This window comes from Paenibacillus sp. FSL H7-0323 (assembly GCF_038002725.1).
Lineage (GTDB): Bacteria > Bacillota > Bacilli > Paenibacillales > Paenibacillaceae > Paenibacillus_AQ > Paenibacillus_AQ odorifer.
This window is the reverse complement of sequence record NZ_JBBODB010000001.1, coordinates 2,888,926-2,913,143: the sequence shown is the minus strand read 5'-3', so window position 1 is coordinate 2,913,143 and position 24,218 is coordinate 2,888,926. Positions and strand designations below refer to the sequence as shown.

Genomic DNA, 24,218 nt, shown 5'->3' with positions numbered 1-24,218 from the left:
TAGTTACACGTGGTTTATGGGGTAGATAATAAATGAATATGTCAGGTAATATGACTAATTTGATATTTTAATTAAATGTTTTTAAAGAAAAACAAACTTTTGTGATGAGAAAAACAAATGAATAAAGCGATTTAACATTTTAATGTTATAAAATATAACTTATCGTGTAGTTGATTCCGCTTACATTAGAGATTTTTATCCCTATAGTGGATGAATCTTAACCTTACGATAATGAAGTCTGTTTTCTATAATAAGAAGTGTAAAGCACATCAATATATAGGGAGGGTCACAAGAAATGAAAAAAAGTATGACTTTGCTATTGTCCCTGATTTTCGTATCATCAGCTTTACTGACTGGTTGCGGAGGCAACAACAATGCGTCTTCTAACAAAGGAGATGGAAACGCTACCGCGACTAACTCAGCCGCTACAAATGCTCCAGCAACAGAAGAACCGGTAAATAACGAGCCATTTGAAATGACGATTCGTCACACTCAAATCGGTGCAGACAAGCAGAAACGTCTGGCTATTCTCGAAGAAGTAGTTAACAAAGTACAAGAGGATGTACCGGGTCTGACCTTTAAACTCGATGGGGTAGATTCAGATGTAAACCGTAAAGAAAAATTGCGTGGTGAAATGGCTGCGGGTAATCCACCGGAAATCTTCGATCTGTTCGGTAGCCCTGACTCCAAGATCTATGCTAAAGAAGGTAAATTACTTGACCTGACTCCAATCCTTGAGGAACTTGGAATTAAGGATAAATTCTCAAATCTTGATCCTTTCACTTATGAAGGAAAAATCTATGGATTGCCAATCGGTGGTTCTGGTGAAGGTTTCTTCTATAACAAAGAATACTATACAAGCAAGGGCTGGAAGGCTCCAACAACATTTGCTGAATTGGAACAACAATTGGCTGATATCAAGGCTGATGGAAAAGTACCTTTGGCTGGTGCATCCAAAGCTGGTTGGGTACCACTTATGTTAGCTAACCACCTGTGGTCACGTTATGCGGGTCCGGATGTAACTGCTAAATTTGCAACAGGCGAAGCTAAATGGTCTGATCCAAATGTAGTAAAAGGATTTGCGAAATACAAAGAATGGGTTGATAAAGGCTACTTCAAAAAAGGCGAACTTGGCTTTGAATATGCTGAATACACAACACAATTCACTAGTGGTGAAGCGATCCTGCTGTATGATGGTACTTGGAAATCCTCCGTATTTAAAACGGGCCAATCTGGCGAAGGTTTGATCGGTAAAGTTGGATTCTTCAACATCCCAGCAGTTGAAGGCGGAGCGGGTGACCAAACTGCATTGATGCGCGATGTGAACAATGGTTATGGTTTCTCTGCATCTGCTGAGAAAGATCCACGTCAATTGGCTGCTGTGAAATCTTTTATTAAAAACTTATTTAATGAAGAAATGCAATTGCGCGGACTTGTTGAAGATGGTGTATTGCCAGCAATGAAGATTGACCAAAACGTATTGAATGAGAATATTACTGATGATCTGATGAGCGAAATCGTAGGTGTACTTAACAACTCACAATCTTCGTTCCCAGCATTTGACTCTCTTGTTCAAGCTGATGTAACTACAGAAATCAGTAACATTCAAATTCAAAAACTGATTGGCGATCAGACGACTCCTGAGAAAATGGGCGAAGCTTTGCAAAAGGTACAAGAAGAAGCAAACGCAGCAGTTGAATAAATAGCTGCAAACTGAATGTACCCTGGTGCTAAATCCAGGGTACATTTTTAAAATCAAAGAAAATATGTGTTTGCACTTGATCTGAAGCATTCACTATTCGCCAGATGTCAAAGCAACCGGAGGTAGTCATGAATAAAGCATTAAGAAATCCAGTGGTATTTTTCCTTTTCGTTCTTCCAGCATTGATATTGTTCACGATGTTTTTCATTTACCCCATTTTTAGTTCTATTTATTACAGCTTTACTAGTTGGAACGGTGTATCGGAGACGGTTAAATCAGCCGGATTAAGTAATTATGAGAAAGCACTAGGAGATGAACGATTCTGGATATCCGTTAAAAACAACGGTTGGTTTATTCTTTTCTCCGTATGTATACAGGTACCGTTGATCGTATTCTTCTCGTTATTGATTTCTAATGTGAAGAAGTTAAAGGGCTTATATAAGACAGCAGTCTTTATGCCTTCCATTATGTCTACAGCGGTTATCGGTATTCTCTGGGGGTTTATCTATGAGCCCAACATTGGACTTTTTAATAAGCTCCTTAGTCTAGTAGGAATTAATCCTATTTACTGGCTGTCAGATGAAAGATTTGCAATGCTTTCTATTTTGTTGACGAATGCTTGGCAGTGGACTGGATTTTATATCGTTATGGTACTAGCGGCGATTCTAGCTATTCCTGGTGAATTGGATGAAGCTGCAGCCATTGACGGCGCAACTGGATTTCAACGCGCTACTCGTATCACGCTCCCACTAATCGTACCGATCATCTCGGTTGTAATTATGCTATCCATTGCTGGAGCAATGAAAGCTGCGGATATCGTCATCGTTATGACTAAGGGGGGACCTGCAGGTTCAACCGATGTAATGGCAACTTACATGATTAAATATGCGATCACGAACTTTAAGTATGGATACGGAAATGCCATCGCTGTCCTGATCTTTGCATTTACACTGGTGGTTACAGTCCTTTATCAGCTGCTGATTGCACGTCGTACAGAAAGGATTGAATACTGATGCCACGCGCCCTGAAAAAGAGTCTGCCACATATTGCCCTTTTATTCTATTTGTTAGTGATCCTGTTTCCTTTCCTATTCGTATTATTCTCATCTGTGAAAAAGGATAATAATGAGATTGCGCTTAATCCTTTTGGCATCCCCAAGGAATTCGTCTTCAATAACTACGTGGAGGCTTGGGTAAATGCAAAGATTAGTACTTACTTTTTCAACAGTTTGTACATTTCGATCCTTGCCTCTGTAGTGTCCATTCTGCTTGCGTCTATGTTTGCTTTTGCGGTTACGCGGATGCGTCAGGGGAAATGGAATACTATTTTGTTCTCACTGGTTTTAGTAGGAATGCTCATCCCGAATAATGCTTTAATGCTGCCGATTTATACGATTGTACGTAAGTTAGGAATACTGAACACCCACTGGGCGTTGATCATTCCTTATATCGCCAATGCGATTCCATTTACCATCATTATTTTAGCAGCATTTATGCGAAATTTACCTAGAGAAATAGAAGAAGCTGCGGTCATGGATGGCTTGAAGGCACCGGGTATCTTTGCTAGAATTATTGTACCTCTAACGGTTCCGGCTATGGTTACTGTATTCATTGTTAATTTCCTGGGAAATTGGAACGAGTTCTTGCTAGCTAACTACTTCCTGTCGAATGACGAGCTGCGAACGCTTCCAGTAGGTATGGTCCAATTCCGGGATCAATACCAGATGAACTATGCACAAATGTCAGCCGGTATCGTCTTCAGCGTACTGCCGGTAATTATCATTTATGCAATTCTTCAGGAGAAGATTATTGAAGGTGTAACAGCGGGCGGCGTAAAAGGATAACTTTATTCTCAGTCAGGAGCACTAGCCGATGAATTTGCGCTATAAATTATTTACGGCATTTTTGGGCCTGATTATCATTCCTTTATTTATTCTAGGCATGCTTATGTTTTTTGTGACTTATAATTCTATTGAGAAAAAGTACAGCCAGCAGTCGGAATACTCACTTAAAGCGATTAGTTACAGTATTTCTAATGTATTAAAAGATATGGATAACGTTACAGACAACGGAATTGCTACCTCGGTGTTTCATATGGCTCTTAGTGCAGATGATCCTAACAACCAGGATTTGACTGATGCTGAGCAACTGAATCTGAATGCGAGCCAGCGCAATTTCCGTAGTCTGTTGTTTAATCATCCATCGATCAGTTATGCATTTTTGTACAATTTTAACGGTAGAGGTAACTCTGAAATCGTGTCGCTTTTTAACAAGGAAAATTTCCGAACGCTACCCTATGATACATTCAAAAAAAGTGATCTGTACCAGGAAGTTATGGACTTAAATGGTGTGCCGAAATGGCTGGCTCCTCACGAGTATCCCGAGCTTACGGGTACTGAACCTGTGTTTACACAAATTCGGCTAGTGAAGGAATTGAGCTTCTTTCAGAACATAGGTATCCTAGTTGTGCAGATCAAGAATTGGGAGTTCGAATCCATATTTCGCAATTTAAAAATTGGGGATAGCAATCAGGATGTTTCCTTTATGCTTGTAAATGATGATGGAATGATTCTTTTTGACCCAGATCAAAAGCTGGATGGACAGGACTTCCAGTCTTTCGCGGATAAAGAGATTACCTTTAAAAAAGGGTTTCAGAGTTTCAAAACAGAGTACAACGGGGAGAAAAGCATTCTTTCCATGTATCATTTGAAGGACTATCCATGGAGTCTGGTATCTGTGACTTCTTGGGATACGTTGTCTCATGAAGTTACAGTATTTGCTCGCTGGTTCGTCGCTGTGATTTTCCTTTGCTTATTGGCAGCTGTGATCTTCAATTTATTTTTTATGAACCGGATTACCGGCGGCATCGCTGTCATTGTTCGTTTTATGCGCCGGGTTGAAGACGGAGATCTGACCACTAGGGTAGAAGTTAAAGGGAATGATGAGCTAACGCTGCTTGCTAAGGGTTTTAATGATCTTATGGATAAAATCAATGGATTGTTTAACAGAATTCATGTGGAGCAGCGTCGCAAGAATCAAGCTGAGATGCGTGTTCTGCAGGCACAGATTAAACCACATTTTTTATTCAATACATTAGAATCAATCAATGTTCTCGCTATTCAGAATGAAGGCAAAAAAGTTAGTGAGATGGTCTACAGGCTGGCTAGTATTTTGCGAATCAGCATTCAGGATCGGGAAGAGATTACGCTGGATGAAGAAGTTAAACATTTACGCAATTATTTGGATATACAAAAATTCCGCTTTGAAGATTTGTTCGAATACGAGATCGATATTCCGAATGAATTGATGAGTTGCGGTATCCTTAAACTCACGTTACAACCGCTTGTAGAGAACAGCATTCAACATGGATTTGAGGGCATTGATTACAAAGGTCATGTTTCTGTGAAGGTTTGGGAGAAGCAGGGGGATTTGATTTTACGTATTGAAGATAATGGTATTGGTATTACACCTTCTCAGTTGGCTATTTTTCAATATATTGTGAATGATCCTGTGGAGCAAGAAGTTAAGGCTGAACGGGATAACCGGATGAATCTTGAACGCAGAGGTCTTGGTATTCGCAGTGTAGCAGATCGCATCCGCATTGAATACGGTGACAGGTACGGAATATTTATCTGTTCTAGTCCAGGTCATGGTACTATTATCCAATGTGTCATACCTAAATACGAGCAGGGGGAAGATCATTATGCTAAAAGTATTATTGGTTGATGACGAAGCCCCAATTCTGAATAATCTGAACAGGGTGTTGCCTTGGCAGGAGATGGGGATGGAGGTTGTCGGTATGGCGCGAAGCGGAATGGATGCTTTGCGTATTGCCGAGGAGAAACAGCCTGATCTTGTGTTATGTGACATCCGTATGCCAGTGATGGACGGGTTAACTTTTATCGGTAAGTTGCGGGAGATGGGATTGGATAGCGAGGTGCTGCTTCTTACCGGATATCAGGAGTTTGATTATGCACGGGAAGCGATTCGGCTAGGTGTTAAAGAGTATATTTGTAAGCCGATACATTATGAAGAGCTTGGCAATAAGGTACGGGAGATTGGGGCTAAGATCCGTAGTAAGCAGTTTAAGAATAAACTGTATAATAGCATTCCAATTTTTCAGGAAATCCCTGAAGGTGAAGATGATTCTGGCAAAAAAACACCGGATCAGCTGATGAACCAAGCAGCTAAGTACATCACAGAACATCTCCATTCTGATATTGGGATTGAGGAAGTGGCGAATAAGATCGGGATTAGTGGCAGTTATTTCTGTCTCTTGTTTAAGAATCGTTTTGCTATGACTTTCGTGGAATACGTGACCCTACAACGAATTGAAGCTGCTAAGTTTATGCTAACTAACAGCGATAAGAGTATTACGATGATTGGCTCGGGAGTTGGCTATCAGGAGCGGCGTTATTTTACCAAGGTATTTCAGAAGCAGACAGGGATGTCGCCTAAGGAGTATCGCGACCGATGCCGGACCGAAGTGCAGTGAGGTTAGCTGCTGAGTGGTGAGGTTAGCGTCGCTCCAAGGAATGTTTGTTGCTGAGTGGTGAGGTTAGCGTCGCTCCAAGGAATGTTTGGACTTCCGGTCGCTGTTATCCTCAGATTTCTTGATTAGAAACCGCTATTAGCGGTTGAAATCCGAGGATAAAGGCGAACGCTACGCTCCTACAGTTCCAAACTTCCTTTCCGTTCCTTCTCCCTCACCCCTCTTCGTAGTAGTATAGGGGCCGTCCCACACCTGCGGATGTGGGCCTCTCTGGGAACACAAGGACTGATTGCCTAGTTAATCTAAGGCAGAAATTATCAACCAGCCCTTGGCTGTGATGAAGAGAAAAAGATTATCAACCAGCCCTTGGCTGTGATGAAGAGAAAAAGATTATCAACCAGCCCTTGGCTGTGATGAAGAGAAAAAGATTATCAACCAGCCCTTAGCTGTGATGAAGAGAAAAGATTATCAACCAGCCCTTGGCTGTGATGAAGAGAAAAGATTATCAACCAGCCTTAGCTGTGATGAAGAGAAAAGATTATCAACCAGCCTTGGCTGTGATGAAGAGAAAAGATTATCAACCAGCCCTTGGCTGTGATAAATGCGATTAAGGTACATAAGCTATGATTAATTAAATTTTTTGCCTCTATTAGAGGCTGAAGAGATGGTTTTCCTCGATTTTCGAGGATAATCGTCTCTTTTTTTATAGAAATATAATATGTTCCCTATACTCCCATAAATTATCATATGTTTTAATTAGAGTGTAAGGAGGATACACAAAACGTTAGGCAAGCAAGAGTAATTGGGGCTTAAGAATGGGATGATGGAGAATGGGGGAACCAAAAATGAGTGTGACGAATCCTTCCGTCAGCTTGTCAGAAGTAAAGAAACCAGGCAGGGGAAGAACGCCGAATTTTCTTAGAGTAATGAAGAAATATTGGGTGTTCTATTTGATGATGTTACCTGCGATAGTGATTCTAATCATCAATAATTACATACCGATGTTAGGGACGGTAATTGCATTTAAGGATATCAATTACCAAAAAGGGATTCTAGGTAGTGATTGGGTCGGGTTAGCGAACTTCAAATATTTAATCTCGACGGAGACGGCCTGGATCATTACGAGGAATACGTTATTGTATAATACAGCGTTTATTATACTGACGCTATTTTTTTCGCTGGCTTTCGCAATTATGTTTAACGAAATGCGCAGCAGATGGCTATCGAAATTCCATCAAAGCGCTATGTTTCTCCCTTATTTTCTCTCTTGGGTCGTCGTAAGTTACTTAGTATACGGCTTTCTGAGTGCAGAGCATGGGTTCATGAACAAGACATTACTCCCGTTCTTTGGGGTAGATCCTATCGAATGGTATTCACAGTCCAAATATTGGCCTGGGATTCTAGTAATCGTGAAGATATGGAAAGAGATTGGGTATACAACGGTTATTTATATGGCCGCTATTATTGGAATAGATAATGAATATTATGAGGCTGCACTAATTGATGGAGCTTCTAAATGGAAGCAGATTCGAAAAATCACACTGCCGCTAATCAGCCCAGTTATTATAGTAATGACGCTGCTGCAGATAGGTAGGATTTTTAACGCAGACTTCGGATTATTCTTTCAGGTTACGAGAAATGCAGGAGCGTTATACTCGACGACGCAGGTTATCGACACATATGTATATCAAACCTTCCTCGCAATCGGTGATATAGGAATGTCTTCAGCCGCGGGTCTCGTTCAATCTGTTGTAGGATTTCTATTGATTTTCTTAGCGAATCTAGCAGTGCGGCGAATCAGTAAAGATGATGCTTTATTCTAAAGGGAGGTGGGAGTGTTGAGCCAGACAGAAACAGCAATAGGGTCGTCACGGCGTACAGGGAAGCGCACAAAACGGCAAAGACAACCCAATGAAATATCTAATATATCTAATTTGCTAATTAATATATTCTTTTGGATATACACAGCGATTTGTGTGGTGCCGCTGATCCTCGTAGTTATTGTATCGTTTTCGGACGAGAATTCCGTTATTCAGAACGGCTACAGCTTTTTTCCTAACAAGTGGGATATTTCTTCTTATGAATTTCTGTTAAAAGATTATTGGCAAATTATCGATGCAGCTTCCGTTTCGTTATTTGTGACTGTGGTGGGCACGATTCTGAGTCTTATCATTATGGCTATGTACGCTTACCCTATCTCACGTGGAGATTTTCCACATCGTAATTTCTTCTCATTTTTTATGTTTTTTACAATGTTGTTTAATGGGGGCCTTGTGCCTTGGTATCTGGTCTACACGCGAATGATGCATATGAAGGATACGTTATGGATTCTAATTATGCCGCTGCTGGTTTCTGCTTTCTTTGTTATCATCTTACGGACCTTTTTTGCCAATACCATACCGCCAGCTTTAATCGAATCTGCTAAGATCGATGGGGCACCAGAATTCCGGATCTTCGTTCAAATTATTTTGCCTTTGTCTATGCCAGTGTTAGCTACAGTAGGTTTGTTTCAGACCCTGGCCTATTGGAATGATTGGTACCTTAGTTTGATCTTTATCTCACCCGAAGGTCATGTCAATTTACAATACCTAATGTATAAGACGATGCTGAATGTTCAATTCCTGACAGCAAGTCCTCAGGCGATGGCTGCCTTGGCTGCACAGGGTGTAGAAATCAATATTCCAACAGAAACGGTAAGAATGGCGATGGCTGTTATTGGTATCGGACCTATCGTGTTTGTATATTCCTTCTTCCAGAAGTATTTTATTAAAGGGCTTACCGTGGGTGCTGTCAAAGGTTAAGGACGATTGTAATGGCTTAATTCGGCCGCTTTATGCTAAGGTGTGAACGGCCGATTCAGCATATATAAATATTTTGAGGGAGGTTATGGTGTATATGAAAGCTGTTAGAAAAAGCGCACTAATGACACTATTGCTAACGATGGTACTGAGTCTTAGTTTAGCAGGCTGCGGTGGGAATAACGGGAATAATGAAGCAGCTTCACCTGCTCCAAGCGAAAATGCAACCGCTACCAATGCTGCTGCTACGGATGAGCCAGCCGCGGATCCTACTGCCGAACCGGCAAAAGAATTGGAGCCTTATACCGTCAAGTTAATTTATGTCGGTGCCGTGCAAAAGGATGAAAAAGCTGTAGAAGATGAAATCAATAAGTTATTGGAACCTAAAATCAACGCCAAATTGGATATCGCACCGATCGATTGGGGTCCATGGGACAATGATGTCAATCTGAAAATTGCGAGTCAGGAAAAATTCGATATCATCTTTACAGCTCAATGGAAGAACTACGTAACGAATGCAGCTAAAGGCGCTTATCTCCCGATTAATGACGATAGCGGCAAATATGGTAATCTCCTAAATGAATACGGCCAAGGGATTCTAAAAAATCTGGATCCACAATTCTTAAAAGGTTCAGCGATCAATGGTGTGAATTATGCTGTTCCTACAAACAAGGAGCTGGCTGCACAAGGTGGGGTTGTCTATCGCTCCGATATTGCGGATGAACTGGGCATCGATATGTCGAATGTGAAATCCATTCAAGATCTGGATGCAGTTCTCAAAGTAGTGAAGGAGAAAAGACCTGACCTGACTCCATTGTATTTCAAACAAGGTGAGACCTTTAACTCACAATACATGGCACAATACGATACCCTTGGTGATGCTGCCATTCCTGGTGTACTGCTTAAAGATTCCTCAGATACTAAGATTCAATCGATGATTGAGATGGATCGTTATAAAGAAATCATTAAACTTACTCGTGAGTATATGAAGAAAGGTTACATTAACAAAGACGCAGCTGTTGCTACGAATTCGACTCAGGATGCAATGAAGGCTGGCAATGTCTTTATGACAGTGCAATCGCTTAAACCGGGTAAAGATAGTGAGCTGGCTAATGCTACCGGCTTGGTTGGCAAGCTGAAACAAATTGCATTCAATGATCCAACGATTTCTACAAGTGATGCTGCTGGATCGATGCTTGCGATCTCCGCTTCCTCTGGTGATCCGGCTCGGGCCATGATGGTGCTAGATATTCTGCACACAGATAAAGATATCAACAATCTGCTTGTTTTCGGTATAAAAGGTGTGCACTATGAAGTCGTAAGTGGTGATACGATCAAAGCTACAGATAAAACAGCTGATTATAATACGGCTGCAGCTTGGATGCTTGGAAGTCAATTCCTGAACCCCGTGTGGGAAAGTGAAGCTCCAGACAAATGGGAACAATTCAAAGCCTTTAACTCTAAAGGTAAAGCCTCTGTAGCGCTTGGTTTCAACTTCGATGCCTCCTCAATGAAGACTGAAATGGCTGCTTGTAAAGCTGTAATGGATGAATACGACATCAGCTTGGATACGGGTTCTGTTGATCCTGATACCGTACTGACTAAGTATGCTGATAAGCTGAAAAAGGCAGGGCTCGATAAGATTATTGCAGAGAAACAAAAACAGCTGGATGCTTTCCTGGCTGCGCAAAAATAAAGCGAAAATGAATTCAAAAAAGGCTCTCCCCGGCAGGTTAATTTAGCCGGGGAGAGCCTTTTTATGATAGTACTTAGCGGAAGGAGCTGTCTATTTGCTTTGCGGCTTGAACAGCAAGGGTCCAAGCCAGTTCAGGAGTTAGCTCGCCTTTTTCAGCTTTGGTCAAGTATTCGAGCATGCTTGTCTCCACGTCAGCGTGATGAGGGCCGTAGTAGGTCGGAATTACTGCTTTTGCTGCTGACGAAAGGGTCAGACCAAGCTCTGAATTAGGAAAATAGGGATCGTGCAGATCGTGGATCTCTGGGTCATCATAGATTTCGGGGGTGGAAGGGAAAGCCCCTTGTACCTTGAAAGAAACCAATTGCTGCGTTGGTTCGGTTAGCCATTTAATAAGAGCAAAGGATTCATCAGGATGATTACCTGTCTTTGGTAAGGTCAGAACGGAGCCTCCGCGATTAGCACTGTTTTCTGGGATTTGTGTTACATTCCATAAACCGCTGGCAGTTGGAGCACTGCTCTTGATATGACCAATCATCCAAGCCGGACAGAGCATGACTGCAAAATCTCCGTTGAGCAGGCCTGCACCCCAGCGTTGGGTATCCACTGCAATACTGGCGGACAGATTTAGCTTAAGGGCTTGAATTGAGAAGTCCCAGGCTCGTTTGACCGCCGGATTATTGTCGAGGATCAATTCTTGTGTTGTGGGACTGTAATATTGAAGCTTGGACTGACGTAGAAGGGTGAGATAGAGGTTCTCCAAGTCATTTACAAAAGCTTTTCCTGTTCTCTCCTGTACTTTGGTGCCCGCTTCAAGGAATTGATCCCAAGTTTGGATTTCTTTAGCCACTTCCTCTGGTTTAGTAGGGAGGCTTGATAATGCGAATATATCCGTTCGATATAACATGGCATAGGGTCCAATTTCCGTTGGTAATCCGAAAATAAAATCATTACCCAGCACCTCCTGCCACTTCCAATTCAGAAATTGGTCCTTCAGATTGTCAGCTTCAAAGGTTTTTAGATTATAAAAATAATCAGGAAATTGTTTGAAGCGATCTAAATAGCTAATATCAATGGCAGCCACATCCGGCGAACTATATCCAGCTGCGAACGAGGTCTGTAGCTTGGCTGGAAGCTGCGTGGAGGTGGAGGTCTGAATATGAATCTCTAGCTCGGGATGTTGGGATTGATATTGGTCAATGAGCGACTCAAGACCTGATCCAGCAGTGAGCCAGATGTTCAGCTGTATCGGGTCTTGTAAAGCGGTATCTTCCTTGGAAGGGGAGAGCTGACAACCACTTGTATTAAGTAACAAGCCAAATGTTAATAGGACAGTAATCAACTTACCATTTACATTCAAGAGAAACACACCTCTGCTTTATTTGTTGTGCTTCTGAAATTCCTGAGGAGTCATCCCCATGTATTTCTTGAAAATGAGACTGAAATACGCAGGATCCTTAAAGCCTACTAATTCGCTAACCTCATATACCTTGAGAGTAACATTCTCTAATAATTCAGTAGCTTTTTGAATACGAAGTTTGGTAAGAAAGCTAGAGAAAGGCTCCCCTACATCATCTTTAAACAATCGGCCGAGATACGTTGGATTCATATACAGTTCGTCTGCGATCATTTTGAGGGAGAGATTTTCTTGGAGCCGGGAATTCATAACCTCAATCATCATAGAGATTACCCTGCGCGTTGCCTTTACTTGTAGTTGTTCAGTGAGCTGTGGAGAAGCCGAATGCATGGAGAGGTCTCTGAAAAAGATAACGGATGGCGTACTCTCTTTTTTGACCTGCTGACAAGCTTCCAGACTCTCATGATAGGCGGTTGCGAGCGCCCCCAATTGATAGTGAGGGTTGGAGACCCCTGCACAGAATGGCGATTTCAGAATGCCCGACAGCTTATGCAGCAGCTCTTGTGTCAATACCTCATCAACGCCGTTAGGCTGCTCAAGAGGATAGAATAATAGCATGATGGCTTCCTGCTCTTCTTGAATGCCAACAACATTGGCGTACAGCGCAAAACATTCTTCTAATATATTAACGACCGCTGCATACATGGCTTGTTCCGACCAGTTCTGTGGCATGCCCACTCCAAGATGGTTTACGGTTACGACTACAAAGGAATGAAAAGGAGGAATGAGTTGTTCTTCAAAATAGGGTAAAGGAATGCCGTAAAGAAGATCAGATAAGCGTTTCTCCCGAAGGTTTTTTTCTCTTAGCTGCGTTAATTGCCTCTGCTGTTTCTTCAATTGAAGACGTTCATATACGCCTGTTGCGACTTCAAGAATATGTTCTACTGAATTTGGTTTAACCAAATATTCCTTTACACCATAACGGATGGCTTGACTGGCATAGGTGAAGTCCTGATAACCTGTGAGCAGCACGGTTTCAGTGTCTGGATAACATTCATGGATATGCTTTGCGAGTTCCAGCCCATCCATGCCGGGCATTCGGATATCGGATATCACCAGATCAACCATATGCTCTTTTAACAATTGCACAGCCTCTAAACCGTTCTCTGCCGAGCCAATAATGCTAAAGTTGTGATTCGCACTTCCCAGCATTTCTGACAGAGAACGGCGAACAAAACTTTCATCGTCCACGATTAACACATTCATCGTTGTGCCCCCTTAACTTTGATCATACTGTAATGGAACAGTGACCTTCACAAATAAGCCACCAAGCTCGCTTGTTGATAGCTGTAGACCAAATTCCTGTCCGTAGATTAGCTCTATGCGATGATTTAGATTAGATAGTCCAATTCCGGTATGAAGCAGCTTCTCCGGATTAACCTCACCGCCGACTAATGCGTCTGCCATACTTTCCTCGCTCATGCCGTCCCCGTTGTCTTCTACAGTTAACACCAGAGATGTTCCTTCACTATAGGCGCGTATGCGAATTAGCCATACTTCCCGAAGTGTGGGTTCAAGTCCATGAGTAATGGCATTTTCGACAAGTGGCTGAAGGGTTAATTTCATAAGCTGGCCATTCATAACCTCAGGATTTACAAAAAGATCAATCTGCAATTTGTCCTCGTAGCGCAGCTTCTGGAGAAAAATGAATCGTTCTAATTGCTTTAAATCCTCCTCAACTGTAACGAATTCGGATCCGCGGTCAATACTATAGCGGAGCAGATCACTTAGAGCGAGTACCATTTGGGACTCTTCCTGCATGCGCTTGTTGGCGAGCGACCAATAGATTGTATTCAAAGTGTTATAAAGAAAATGCGGGCGGAATTGCGCTTTGAGTGCTACGATCTGAGCTTGCTTTTCACTAATTTGTTTGCTGGATAGGTCAGCTATAGTATGATCCAGGTTTTGGAGCATCGAATTATAGCTTGAATAAAGGATAGCCATTTCTTTGTTCATGGTTGTTTTTACAAAAGGTAAAGTAGTTCCCCGTTCGACATTGCTCAGCTTGGTTGCCAGATTACGAAGGGGCTTGGATAGGGTCCAAGAGAAAAAGAAAGTGAATAGTAGGGCAGCACCCATCCCCAGCAGGCCAATTAAAATAATATTCCGGCGAATCGTATTTAAATCTTTAACAGCGTCTTTAGAATCAATGTAAGCAAAAACGCTCCACTCGCTATAGTCGGAATAGGCATAGGATACGAACAGATTGCGTGAGTTTATTTTTTGTGGAACGATTCTGGCTTTATGATTGCTGAATTGTTTTAGAAGCCCGTCGTTCATATAGAGTCCAATTTCTTTTGGATCTGTGGAATAGACAATGGTATTAAATGAATCAACAACTTGGATTTTCTCGTTTTTGCCGAGGTGAAATTGGCTGACAGCGTTATGGATAACCTCGACAGGGAGGACAAGAAACAGGGTTCCTAACCGGTTTAGATCATTCCAATCATTAATTTGTCTGGCTCCCATCACCACAGGGATATTACCGTTCTGCCATACATCTACACCGAACCAGACCATTCGGCCTTTATTCTGTGCTATAGCCGGAAACCAATAAGCATCGCGGATTTCCTTTTCGCTGTCCCAGATGACCTTTAAGGAACTGCTGTTGGTATACACCTGATCATCGGACAGACCGAGCAGCTTGAACTGGATGTCAGAGTTTATGGAACGTGTCTGTTGATCTATGTAACGAGTAATTTCCATGGCGTCTGTACGAGGTGAACGTGACAACGCTAAGTCTCCCAAGGTTTCTTGAATCAAGGGACTGAACATGATCGTAGAAGAAAGCTTATCGTTATCCTGAAGAATTGCGTCCATTTTACCTTGAAGTTGCTTGACGGATTCCAGGATATATTGGTTGGAGCGGTTTAGAACAGCTTGAGAGGAAGAGCGGTAGGACAAAAAAATGGTGAATCCTACGATGGTGAAGATGATTAGAGAGAAGCCCATGATTAATTGAACGAGGATGGAGATTTTTTTGGACATGTTATCCCTCGCATGTAAAAGATATTCTTCCATACATTGTAACAAAAGCAAATGAAAGCGAATATAGTCAGACGAAAAATAAACATATTTATAGAAAAAATCTCATTTTTTTCAGGGGAAACAGCATGGTTGTCCAACAATATTTAATACAGCGTTAATCTTTCTTTACTTAATAATGAAACTTTTTATGGTGGCATGCGTCTAATACTATGTTTGTTATGACGATCGTGGCAAAAGCTTTTTGCCGCCCTACCGTGGGTGGCAGCATTTTGCGGGGAATATAAGAGGAGTATGAAAAAGACAGAGACCTACTTATATTTACAAATAGGAGCAGAGGAGTTATATCATGGATTTGAAAAAGTTAACGTTAGTTGCTGTTTTGGCCGTATCTCAGGCCGCCGCGGCAGTGCCGGCTTTTGCTGAAGCTGTCAATAATACCCCAAGTAATACTACTGTAGTTGGGACAGTTGTTTCAGCTGCGCCGGAGGTAATGCCAGAATCTACTGATCCATTGCCGCCGTTGCCGACGGAGACGCCAGGAGGAGTAGTGTCACCGACACCAACACCAACTCCAATTCCTGCAGAGACAGTTGATCCTACGGCTACTGTTGAACCTACAGCAACAATTGCACCTACTGCAACACCGCTTCCGACTGCAACACCTGGAGTTACTACAGAACCTACAACAACAGATGGTGCTCGTGCTGCGGCTAACAGTCAGCTTATTCTTATGATGAACAGCAACAAAATGTATCAGAACGGCCAGGAATATTTAGCTAATCAGCCTATGGCAGTGAAAAACGGCGTATCCTACGTTTCGATCCGGGCTATGGTAGAACGTGTAGGCGTGAAATACGTTTATGATTATAAAACGAAAGAAACCATTGTTACCAAGGGAAGCGACGTTATGCGCTTTAAGACCGACAGCAAGGTCTATACAGTTAATGGTGAGAAGAAGACGATGAAAGGTCCAGCTTACCAATACAAGGGGACTTTCATGGTTCCATTGACATCCATAACTGGAGCACTGGGCATTCCATATACCGTTGATAATGTGCAAAAACGAGTAATCCTTACATTAAACAACAAGCCTAAAGCTTCCTTCACAGTGCCAACTGAAATTTACGCCGGTGAACCAGTGACCTTCGTAACCTCCAGCTCGTCACCAAATGGTGTAGCTATTGTGGATGAAAGCTGGGGAGGTAACAAGCAGGATATCTATGATCAACCAGGATATTATGTAGTAACCTATTCCGTAATGGATGCGAATCAACAGTGGAGTGATCCTTACACCATGACCATCACAGTGCTTAAACCTAATACACCTCCAGTTGCTAATTTCACCACAGACAAGGATTCATACAAGATGGGTGAAATGATTACTTATACCGATCTAAGTAGCGATCCTGATGGTGATGAAATTACCGTAACTTGGACGAACAAGGCCGAGGCTTTCTTTACTCCGGGTCCAGCGACAATTGCTGTCCAAGTAAAAGATTCACATGGCGCGATCAGCACGTTTGAGAAAACCGTTAATATTTCGGATGAAATCTTGTACAGTAAAGAAGATTTCAACAGATTATTTGCATCTCCGGGCAGTGTGTTTAGCATCGATGGATCGATGGTTCCTACTTGGCAGCAAGTAGCTTATAATCTTTCTTCCGAGCCTTATAAACTAATTCGCAGCAACAGCCCAGAAACGGTGTATACAGAAGGTGTTACTTACCGTGAGACTTCTTTGGGTAAAACCCGCTTCTTGATTCACCACAAGAATAACCTGAATATTAAAGCTAAAGTGTATGTGATTGCTACGAATAACAATTTGTACCCAACGACGCTTACAACCGAATATGTGGGCTTTGCAGGCCCAAGCACATATCCTGAAGGTACTGGTAAAATGTCTGTAGAACGTTATTGGAAATCTATGCTTACAAATGAGCATTATAAAACGATTGTTCTGCAACCAGGGGAAAGTGTCTCAATTCTGACCGATCTAAACCAAATTGCTATGAAACCAAGTGAAATTGTTTCACTTCAAGCGGACTTATTTAGTGATTATCCAATCGATTATAATGTCATGTTGATTGATGCGAATAAAGATCCACTGACTACACTTCCAACACTTCCAGTTCTGGATCGAGACGGAGTGCATAATCGGGGAACTTACGAAGATTCTACTCGTATTATCACGGTTACCGATGAGGTAGGAAAAACTCCTGCAAAACTTCTGCTAGGCGATAATTACAGTGATAAGAACCTGGCTGGCGTAGACCCAATGGCAGGTACGGAAGCATCCAATGCCGGTAATTTCGGGGTATTATACAAGATCAGATTCGAAAATGTTGCACCAAACTCATTGATTACGTTTAATCCACGTGGCGGTAACTATATGGGGCCGGTTATGGTTAATAACCAAATCGTGCATATGCCAAGCGTGGGAAGTCTCTCGAACGCTGACATGAACAGTGTGGTTTATCGTAGTGGTGAGTATGGAGGTTCTGTGGAGATTTTGTTCACAGCAGCTTCAGGCAGTAACTTGCCGGTCAATTTCCTCATCACTCCACTTCCAGCAAAGAAATAACAAATAGGAATATCCCTATAAGCTCTATTGGGGAATTATCTACAATAAAGGCCCGGCTGAATATTCCGTAAAGGAATACGCAGCCGGGCTTTTGTTTAAATATAATAATTCAGAGGTTGCGTAGGGGCGCTTCATGGTGCTTCATTGACGGGGCATTTATTTTGGGGCATTATTAAGAGAGTGAAATATAAATGAACTGATCTTATGGGAGATGAGCGTATGCTGTCGACAGAACAAATATTAGAAGTCATGTCGGGGCAAGGACTGCGAATCACCGACCAACGCAAAACGCTTGCCCAGTTATTCGGCGAGAATAAGGGATATTTGTCAGCGAAGGATGTATATGAGCATATGGGCCGTAAGTATAGCGGACTTAGCTTTGATACGGTGTACCGCAATCTTCGTGTAATGGAAGAGCTTGGTGTGCTTGAACAGATTGTCTTTGAAGACGGAGTGAAGTTCAAGGGAAGCTGCAATCATCAGGATCATCACCATCATATGATCTGCCTTCAATGCCAAAAGACCTACCCGATTAATTTCTGCCCGATGAATTTAACGGATACACCCGATCAATTCCGGGTAGTCAAGCATAAATTTGAGGTGTTCGGTTATTGCAAAGAATGTGAAGAGAACCGGGAAGAAGAATTAGTTGCAGCATCAGATAAACAAAAGGGACTTTAGAAATGGTGACCCTACGCAGAACGATTCAGGCGCCTATTCGGGTGTATCGCAGGTACATTTCCCCTATTAAACCTGCAACCTGCCGCTTCTATCCAACCTGCTCTGCCTATGCCCTGGAAGCCATTGAAGTCCATGGTCCATTGAAAGGCTCATGGCTTGCAGCTAAGCGGATTGCCAGATGTCATCCCTTTCATCCTGGAGGACTTGATCCTGTGCCGCCTCTTCAAGATGAATCTGCTGAGAAGGATTCTGCCCCTGCGACTTGACATGGGGCCTTACCATTGGGTATATTCACAAGTAATAGTATGAATTCCGAAGAACGGATAAGTAAATCGTTACGTCCATTACAGAGAGCCGGAATATGCTGAAATCCGGTATGGAGCGTTAGATTGAATATGGTCCGGGAGGAACTGTGTTCGAGCGGGAACTGCAATTGTGGTTCACGTAAGATAACAGCGTGATCCAGCGTTAATGGACAGTTCCCGCGAGGGAACTGGCGAAGCCTGCGCTCTGTGAAGAGACAGGAAATTTGGGTGGTATCGCGTGAGTTATACTCTCGCCCCATTATGGGGGCGGGAGTTTTTTGTTTTTTAATAAGAAAGGATGATTACTGAATGAGTGAGAAAAAAACGTTTTACCTAACGACACCAATTTATTATCCAAGTGACAAGCTACATATCGGACATGCTTATTCAACCGTGGCAGGAGACGCAATGGCCCGTTACAAACGTCTGCGCGGCTACGAAGTGCGTTATCTAACCGGTACAGACGAACATGGACAAAAGATCGAGCGGAAGGCAGAGGAAGCAGGAAAGACCCCTCAGCAGTTCGTAGACGACATTGTTGTTGGTATTAAGGAGCTATGGCGTAAGCTGGACATTTCGAACGATGACTTCATCCGTACTACGGAAGAGCGTCATAAAAAAGTGGTACAGGATATTTTTGATCGGTTGCTGCAGCAAGGAGACATCTATAAAGGTGAATATGAAGGCTGGTATAGTATCCCAGATGAAACCTTTTACACAGAAACGCAATTAGTTGATATAGTGCGTGATGACAACGGTGTGATTACTGGTGCAAAAAGCCCAGATAGCGGCCACCCGGTTGAGCTGGTGAAGGAAGCAAGTTATTTCTTCCGGATGAGTAAATATGCGGATCGTTTGCTGCAATTTTACGAGGAGAATCCAGAGTTTATTTTGCCGGAATCCCGTAAGAACGAAATGATTAACAATTTCATCAAACCCGGACTGGAAGACCTTGCAGTTTCCCGTACAACCTTTGATTGGGGCGTAAAAGTTAAGGGCGACGAGAAGCATGTCGTGTACGTGTGGATTGATGCTTTGACTAACTATATTACTGCTCTGGGTTATGGTTCCGAGGATCGCACCTTGTATGACAAGTTCTGGCCTGCGGATGTACACATCGTTGGTAAAGAAATCGTTCGTTTCCATACGATTTACTGGCCGATCATTCTGATGGCGCTTGGGGAACCCCTTCCGAAAAAGGTATTTGCCCATGGCTGGTTGCTCATGAAAGATGGAAAAATGTCGAAATCTAAAGGTAACGTAGTTGATCCTGTGACACTGATTGATCGTTATGGCTTGGATGCATTGCGTTATTACCTGCTGCGCGAAGTACCGTTTGGTTCGGATGGCACGTTCACACCGGAAAGCTTTGTAGACCGGGTTAACTATGATCTTGCCAACGACCTTGGGAACCTGTTGAACCGTACAGGGGCTATGGTTGAAAAGTATTTTGCAGGCGAGATTCCGGCATATGAAGGAAATGTAACAGCATTTGATGGTGAGCTTCAAGCTGCGGCTGAGAATACTTATGCCAAAGTAGAAGAAGCTATGGAAAAAATGGAGTTTTCCGTGGCGCTGACAGCTATCGGAATATTCATTAGCCGCACCAACAAATATATCGATGAGACACAACCTTGGGTGCTTGCCAAAGATGAAAATAGAACCGCCGAGCTGGCTTCTGTGATGAGACATCTGGTGGAAGGTCTGCGTACCGCTTCAATCCTGCTGCAGCCGTTCTTGACACAAACACCAGCGAAAATCTGGGAACAGCTGGGTATTGAGCCTGGTGAGTTAACGACTTGGGATAGCGGTAAGACCTTTGGCCTGATTCCGGCAGGAACAAAGCTGGTGAAAGGCAATCCAATCTTCCCACGTCTAGATGTGGAGCAAGAGGTAGCTTATATTGCCGAGGCTATGGGCGCTGGTAAAGCTGCGGCTGAAGTGGCGGAAGCGGCTGCTCCTGCTGCTGCGGACTCCGAGCCAGTGGAAGAGCATAAAGAGGAAATCGGCATTGACGATTTCGCTAAAGCAGAGCTGCGGGTAGCTCAGGTTATTGCTGCAGAGCCAGTGAAAAAAGCTGACAAGCTGCTGAAGCTGCAACTGGATCTGGGTTATGAACAACGCCAAGTGGTTTCTGGTATCGCGAAATTCTATACACCGGAAGAGCTGGTGGGACGTAAAGTGATTTGTATCGTAAACCTTAAACCGGTGAAGCTGCGTGGGGAGTTGTCCCAAGGGATGATTTTGGCGGCTTCTAAAGATGACCAGCTAACGATCGCTACCGTGCCGGACAGTATGCCAAACGGAGCAGTAGTGAAATAAGACAATACTGTTGTAGAAATTTTTTAATGAGGTTGCTTGAACAAGGGAATGCTCCTTCAGCCGGGTTGGTTGTGGGAGCATTCCTTTTTTATAAAGGACGATACCGTCTTTCTTCTGAGTGAGGTTTCTTTGTTGACTTATCGTAACGATTACTATTATACTACTAATAGTAAAATTTACGATTTGAGGGGTAGATCAATATAATGGCGGCAATGAAATCACGTATAAGTTTGCTCGTCCTTGCACTGGTACTTGTATTTACACTAAGTGCATGCGGACCTAAGAGCAGTGGAAGTATAGTTGAAGGGAAAGTAAATGTAGTTACAACCTTTTATCCTATTTACGAGTTTGCTAAGGAGATTGGCGGGGAAGATATCAATGTTATTAACCTGCTTCCAGTGGGTGTGGAGCCACATGATTGGACACCGCGCAGTCAAGATATTATCAACACTTCTAAGGCACAGCTATTTCTATATAACGGTGCAGGCTTAGAAGGCTGGGTTCCTAACTTTTTAAAAGGCCTTGATAGCAGCAGTAAAGTTAAGGCGGTTGAAGTAAGCCAAGGTATTGATTATATCATGACCGATGAAGATGACGGGCATGATCATGGGGCAAGTGAGGAAGAGTCTCATCAAAATGAGGACACGGATCATAACAGTAATGCCTCAGGAGACAGCCTGCATACAGACCCGCATACTTGGGTAAGTCCAAAATCAGCCATTGTCATGGCTCAGAATATTAAAGAAAGCCTTCAGTCCGTGGATCCTGAGCATAAAGAAGGTTATGAAGAGCGTTACAATAAGCTTGCGGAACGTTTGCAGGCGTTAGACAGTAAATTCAAAGAGGAGCTTGCTAAGCTGCCCAACCATAAGATCGTAGTATCACATCAGGCTTTTTCTTACCTTGCCCGTGATTATGGATTGGATCAACATGCGATTATGGGACTTTCGCCAGACGCTGAGCCGCGCGGACAGGATTTAGTGAAGCTTGCGAAAATGGTAAAAGATGAAGGGATTAAGTATATCTTTTTTGAAGAGCTTGTCTCCGATAAACTGGCTAAGACTCTGGCCGCCGAAGCGGGCGTTTCCACTATGGTGCTTAATCCGGTAGAGGGACTTACTGCGGAGCAAGAGAAGAACGGCGATAATTACTTCACTCTGATGGAGAAAAATTTGCAAAATCTGATTATGGCCTTACAATAATAAGGAAAGTATAAGGGAAAGGCGGTACTTAAGCATGCAATCGGTATCCTTGGACTGCCATCAGCATATCATCGATATACAGGATCTTTCTTTTTCATATGGGGAACAGAAGGTGATATCGAATCTTAACTATAGTGTAAGAGAACGAGATTTCCTTGGTATCATTGGTTCTAATGGTGCTGGTAAAACAACATTGATGAAAATGATCGTCGGCTTGCTTCCAGCGAGCAGTGGTGAAATTAAATTATTCGGAACGTCTGTCCGCAAGTTTAAAGACTGGGAACGTATCGGGTATGTTCCGCAAAAGAATGCCTTCAACCCATTGTTTCCAGCAACGGTGCGTGAAGTAGTTCTGTCAGGTCTATATAATAACAAGAATCTGATCCGCAGAGTATCTAAGGCTCAGCATCGTCAATGTGAGGATGCACTTGAAGTCATGCGGATACAAGATATCGCGGAGAAAAGAGTAGGCCAGTTGTCAGGCGGTCAGCAGCAGCGTGTTTTTCTGGCTCGGGCGCTGATTAACCATCCTGACCTGCTGATTTTGGACGAACCTACGGTGGGTATTGATGCCGAATCACAAGCGGGATTCTTTGAATTAATTACCCATATGCATGCTCATCATCATATGACCTTCCTGATGGTGTCACATGATATCGACATGATCAAAAATTATTTAGGTCATGAGCCCGTGCAGACGAATGGTAAAATCAACTTTTACTCCCGCCACTCACATGATCTCCAGAATTGCACAGAAGAGAATCTGCAGCACACGCTCTCTTAAGTCATAATTAAACTCTGAGCAGAGGTTTGCCTCTGTTCTCAGTGCATACATAACTTGCGTGTGGAAGTTAGTCAGTAGACAGGGTTTTTACTAGGAGTATTTCGACCTTGTTCCTATTTCTTGTTTTCTCTTATCTAAGCACCGCCCAGTCTGCAAGCGTGTCCCTTTAGGGACGAAAGCGATCTTTCCCCGACCTATCTATGTTCAGTAACACTAACTCCTACGCTAGTTGCACTTAACGGGTGTCCAGAGGGCAGAGCCCTTGGGGCCCTCCCTTGGAAGGGAGGGTTTGGGAGGGATCGAAAAAGGTTTGAAAAAGGCTTTAAAATGGTTTGAGTTTTGTATGAAGGAGAGTTTAAGTTGGAAATACTATTTAGCGATTTTTTTCAGCGGGCGCTTGCGGGCGGACTGCTGATTGGTATAACAGCGCCGCTTATAGGCGTTTTTCTTGTGCTTAGACGATTATCCATGATTGGTGATACGCTGGCTCATGTTACTATAGCGGGGGTGGCACTCGGTTTTCTAACAGGATTTTATCCGCTGGGCGCAGGCCTTATCTTTGCAGTGGTAGCGTCCTTCGCGATTGAAAAGCTTCGTAAGGCTTATAAGAGTTATGCGGAGCTGTCGATTGCCATTATAATGTCAGGCGGAGTGGCGTTGGCTTCACTCTTTTTCACCTTAGGAAAAGGGTATAATGCGGACGTAATGAGTTATTTGTTCGGCAGCATTTATACGCTCGATAATACCGATTTGATCGTTGTAGGCATAGTGACTATAGCTGTTGTAGTGGTAGTTTCGATGTTCTTTAAAGAGTTCTTTTTGCTTAGCTTTGAAGAGGATGCAGCAAGTGTAAGCGGGCTTCCGGTGAAACTGCTTAACATGCTGATCACCATTCTGACAGCACTTGTGATTAGCACAGCCATCAAGATCGTAGGCTCCCTGTTGGTATCTGCTTTGTTGACTATTCCGGTTGCAATCAGCTTATTGCTATCTCGTAGCTTTAAATCCTCGGTCATCCTGGCGGTTATTATTTCGGAGATAGCCGTTGTAGGTGGACTAGTGGTAGCTGGAGTCTGGAATTTGGCTCCCGGTGCAACTATTGTGCTTTTGCTCATATCATTATTGGTATTAACCTTGATCGGTAAAAAGGGATTGCCAGCATAAACAGCGAATTAAGTAATCGGTATCGCATTAGGCAAGCATAAACGCCTTCGGTGTCCTTGTAAGGACGATAAGCGAAAAAAAGGAGCCATA

At 43.0% G+C, this 24,218-nt stretch carries 19 protein-coding genes and 1 other annotated feature; of the genes, 16 read left to right on the top strand and 3 right to left on the bottom strand.

The window, feature by feature from the left end:
- Positions 1–295 precede the first annotated feature (295 nt).
- The 9 genes from MHH89_RS13320 to MHH89_RS13280 all read left to right on the top strand — a co-directional run bounded on the left by MHH89_RS13320 (position 296) and on the right by MHH89_RS13280 (position 10,687).
- Complete coding sequence (locus MHH89_RS13320; protein WP_076129628.1) at positions 296–1,702, top strand: extracellular solute-binding protein; 1,407 nt, start codon at positions 296–298, stop codon at positions 1,700–1,702.
- A 128-nt stretch (positions 1,703–1,830) separates the two neighbouring features.
- Positions 1,831–2,715 carry a carbohydrate ABC transporter permease gene (locus MHH89_RS13315; protein ID WP_036682917.1) on the top strand — a complete coding sequence of 295 codons (885 nt, stop codon included), beginning with the start codon at positions 1,831–1,833 and terminating at the stop codon, positions 2,713–2,715.
- On the top strand, positions 2,715–3,545 hold the full coding sequence (locus tag MHH89_RS13310; RefSeq protein ID WP_036682912.1) for a carbohydrate ABC transporter permease: 831 nt from the start codon (positions 2,715–2,717) through the stop codon (positions 3,543–3,545). Before MHH89_RS13315 ends, MHH89_RS13310 begins: the two co-directional genes overlap by 1 nt.
- 28 nt (positions 3,546–3,573) lie before the next feature.
- A complete protein-coding gene (locus tag MHH89_RS13305; RefSeq protein ID WP_076129629.1) occupies positions 3,574–5,427 on the top strand; it encodes a cache domain-containing sensor histidine kinase in 1,854 nt (617 codons plus the stop codon).
- A complete protein-coding gene (locus MHH89_RS13300) occupies positions 5,405–6,196 on the top strand; it encodes a response regulator transcription factor (protein WP_036682908.1) in 792 nt (263 codons plus the stop codon). Before MHH89_RS13305 ends, MHH89_RS13300 begins: the two co-directional genes overlap by 23 nt.
- Positions 6,197–6,641: 445 nt before the next feature.
- Entirely contained in the window at positions 6,642–6,791 is a 150-nt protein-coding gene (locus MHH89_RS13295; RefSeq protein WP_179088326.1) for a hypothetical protein, read from the top strand.
- 232 nt (positions 6,792–7,023) lie between these two features.
- Positions 7,024–8,016 carry an ABC transporter permease gene (locus MHH89_RS13290; protein ID WP_305953563.1) on the top strand — a complete coding sequence of 331 codons (993 nt, stop codon included), beginning with the start codon at positions 7,024–7,026 and terminating at the stop codon, positions 8,014–8,016.
- A gap of 15 nt (positions 8,017–8,031) precedes the next feature.
- Entirely contained in the window at positions 8,032–8,994 is a 963-nt protein-coding gene (locus MHH89_RS13285; RefSeq protein ID WP_235219483.1) for a carbohydrate ABC transporter permease, read from the top strand.
- Positions 8,995–9,088: 94 nt separating this feature from the next.
- A complete protein-coding gene (locus tag MHH89_RS13280; RefSeq protein ID WP_076193080.1) occupies positions 9,089–10,687 on the top strand; it encodes an ABC transporter substrate-binding protein in 1,599 nt (532 codons plus the stop codon).
- 73 nt (positions 10,688–10,760) lie between these two features.
- On the opposite strand, the gene MHH89_RS13275 is transcribed toward MHH89_RS13280, so the two are convergent.
- From MHH89_RS13275 to MHH89_RS13265, 3 genes are read right to left on the bottom strand one after another with little or no spacing between them, the layout of a single operon-like run.
- On the bottom strand, positions 10,761–12,044 hold the full coding sequence (locus MHH89_RS13275) for an ABC transporter substrate-binding protein (protein ID WP_076310102.1): 1,284 nt from the start codon (positions 12,042–12,044) through the stop codon (positions 10,761–10,763).
- 18 nt (positions 12,045–12,062) lie between these two features.
- Entirely contained in the window at positions 12,063–13,307 is a 1,245-nt protein-coding gene (locus MHH89_RS13270; protein WP_076129632.1) for a response regulator, read from the bottom strand.
- Positions 13,308–13,319: 12 nt separating this feature from the next.
- The gene (locus MHH89_RS13265; RefSeq protein WP_076134511.1) at positions 13,320–15,089 is read right to left on the bottom strand and encodes a sensor histidine kinase; all 1,770 of its coding nucleotides are present in this window, start codon (positions 15,087–15,089) and stop codon (positions 13,320–13,322) included.
- A 346-nt stretch (positions 15,090–15,435) separates the two neighbouring features.
- On the opposite strand from MHH89_RS13265, the gene MHH89_RS13260 reads away from it, so the two are divergent.
- The 7 genes from MHH89_RS13260 to MHH89_RS13230 all read left to right on the top strand — a co-directional run bounded on the left by MHH89_RS13260 (position 15,436) and on the right by MHH89_RS13230 (position 24,128).
- Complete coding sequence (locus tag MHH89_RS13260; protein WP_076306153.1) at positions 15,436–17,670, top strand: copper amine oxidase N-terminal domain-containing protein; 2,235 nt, start codon at positions 15,436–15,438, stop codon at positions 17,668–17,670.
- A gap of 219 nt (positions 17,671–17,889) precedes the next feature.
- On the top strand, positions 17,890–18,351 hold the full coding sequence (locus MHH89_RS13255) for a Fur family transcriptional regulator (protein WP_036682896.1): 462 nt from the start codon (positions 17,890–17,892) through the stop codon (positions 18,349–18,351).
- A gap of 2 nt (positions 18,352–18,353) precedes the next feature.
- Positions 18,354–18,617: a membrane protein insertion efficiency factor YidD gene (gene yidD / locus MHH89_RS13250; RefSeq protein WP_036682893.1), complete on the top strand. Its 264-nt coding sequence runs from the start codon at positions 18,354–18,356 to the stop codon at positions 18,615–18,617.
- A gap of 40 nt (positions 18,618–18,657) precedes the next feature.
- Positions 18,658–18,918 (top strand) — a binding site (T-box leader).
- A gap of 47 nt (positions 18,919–18,965) precedes the next feature.
- Positions 18,966–20,978, top strand: a complete 2,013-nt coding sequence (gene metG / locus MHH89_RS13245; RefSeq protein ID WP_076310099.1) for a methionine--tRNA ligase — start codon at positions 18,966–18,968, stop codon at positions 20,976–20,978.
- Positions 20,979–21,181: 203 nt separating this feature from the next.
- A complete protein-coding gene (locus tag MHH89_RS13240) occupies positions 21,182–22,180 on the top strand; it encodes a metal ABC transporter solute-binding protein, Zn/Mn family (RefSeq protein WP_076281384.1) in 999 nt (332 codons plus the stop codon).
- A 34-nt stretch (positions 22,181–22,214) separates the two neighbouring features.
- The gene (locus MHH89_RS13235; RefSeq protein ID WP_076281385.1) at positions 22,215–22,964 is read left to right on the top strand and encodes a metal ABC transporter ATP-binding protein; all 750 of its coding nucleotides are present in this window, start codon (positions 22,215–22,217) and stop codon (positions 22,962–22,964) included.
- A gap of 360 nt (positions 22,965–23,324) precedes the next feature.
- Positions 23,325–24,128, top strand: a complete 804-nt coding sequence (locus MHH89_RS13230; RefSeq protein ID WP_036682884.1) for a metal ABC transporter permease — start codon at positions 23,325–23,327, stop codon at positions 24,126–24,128.
- The last annotated feature ends 90 nt before the right edge of the window (positions 24,129–24,218 follow it).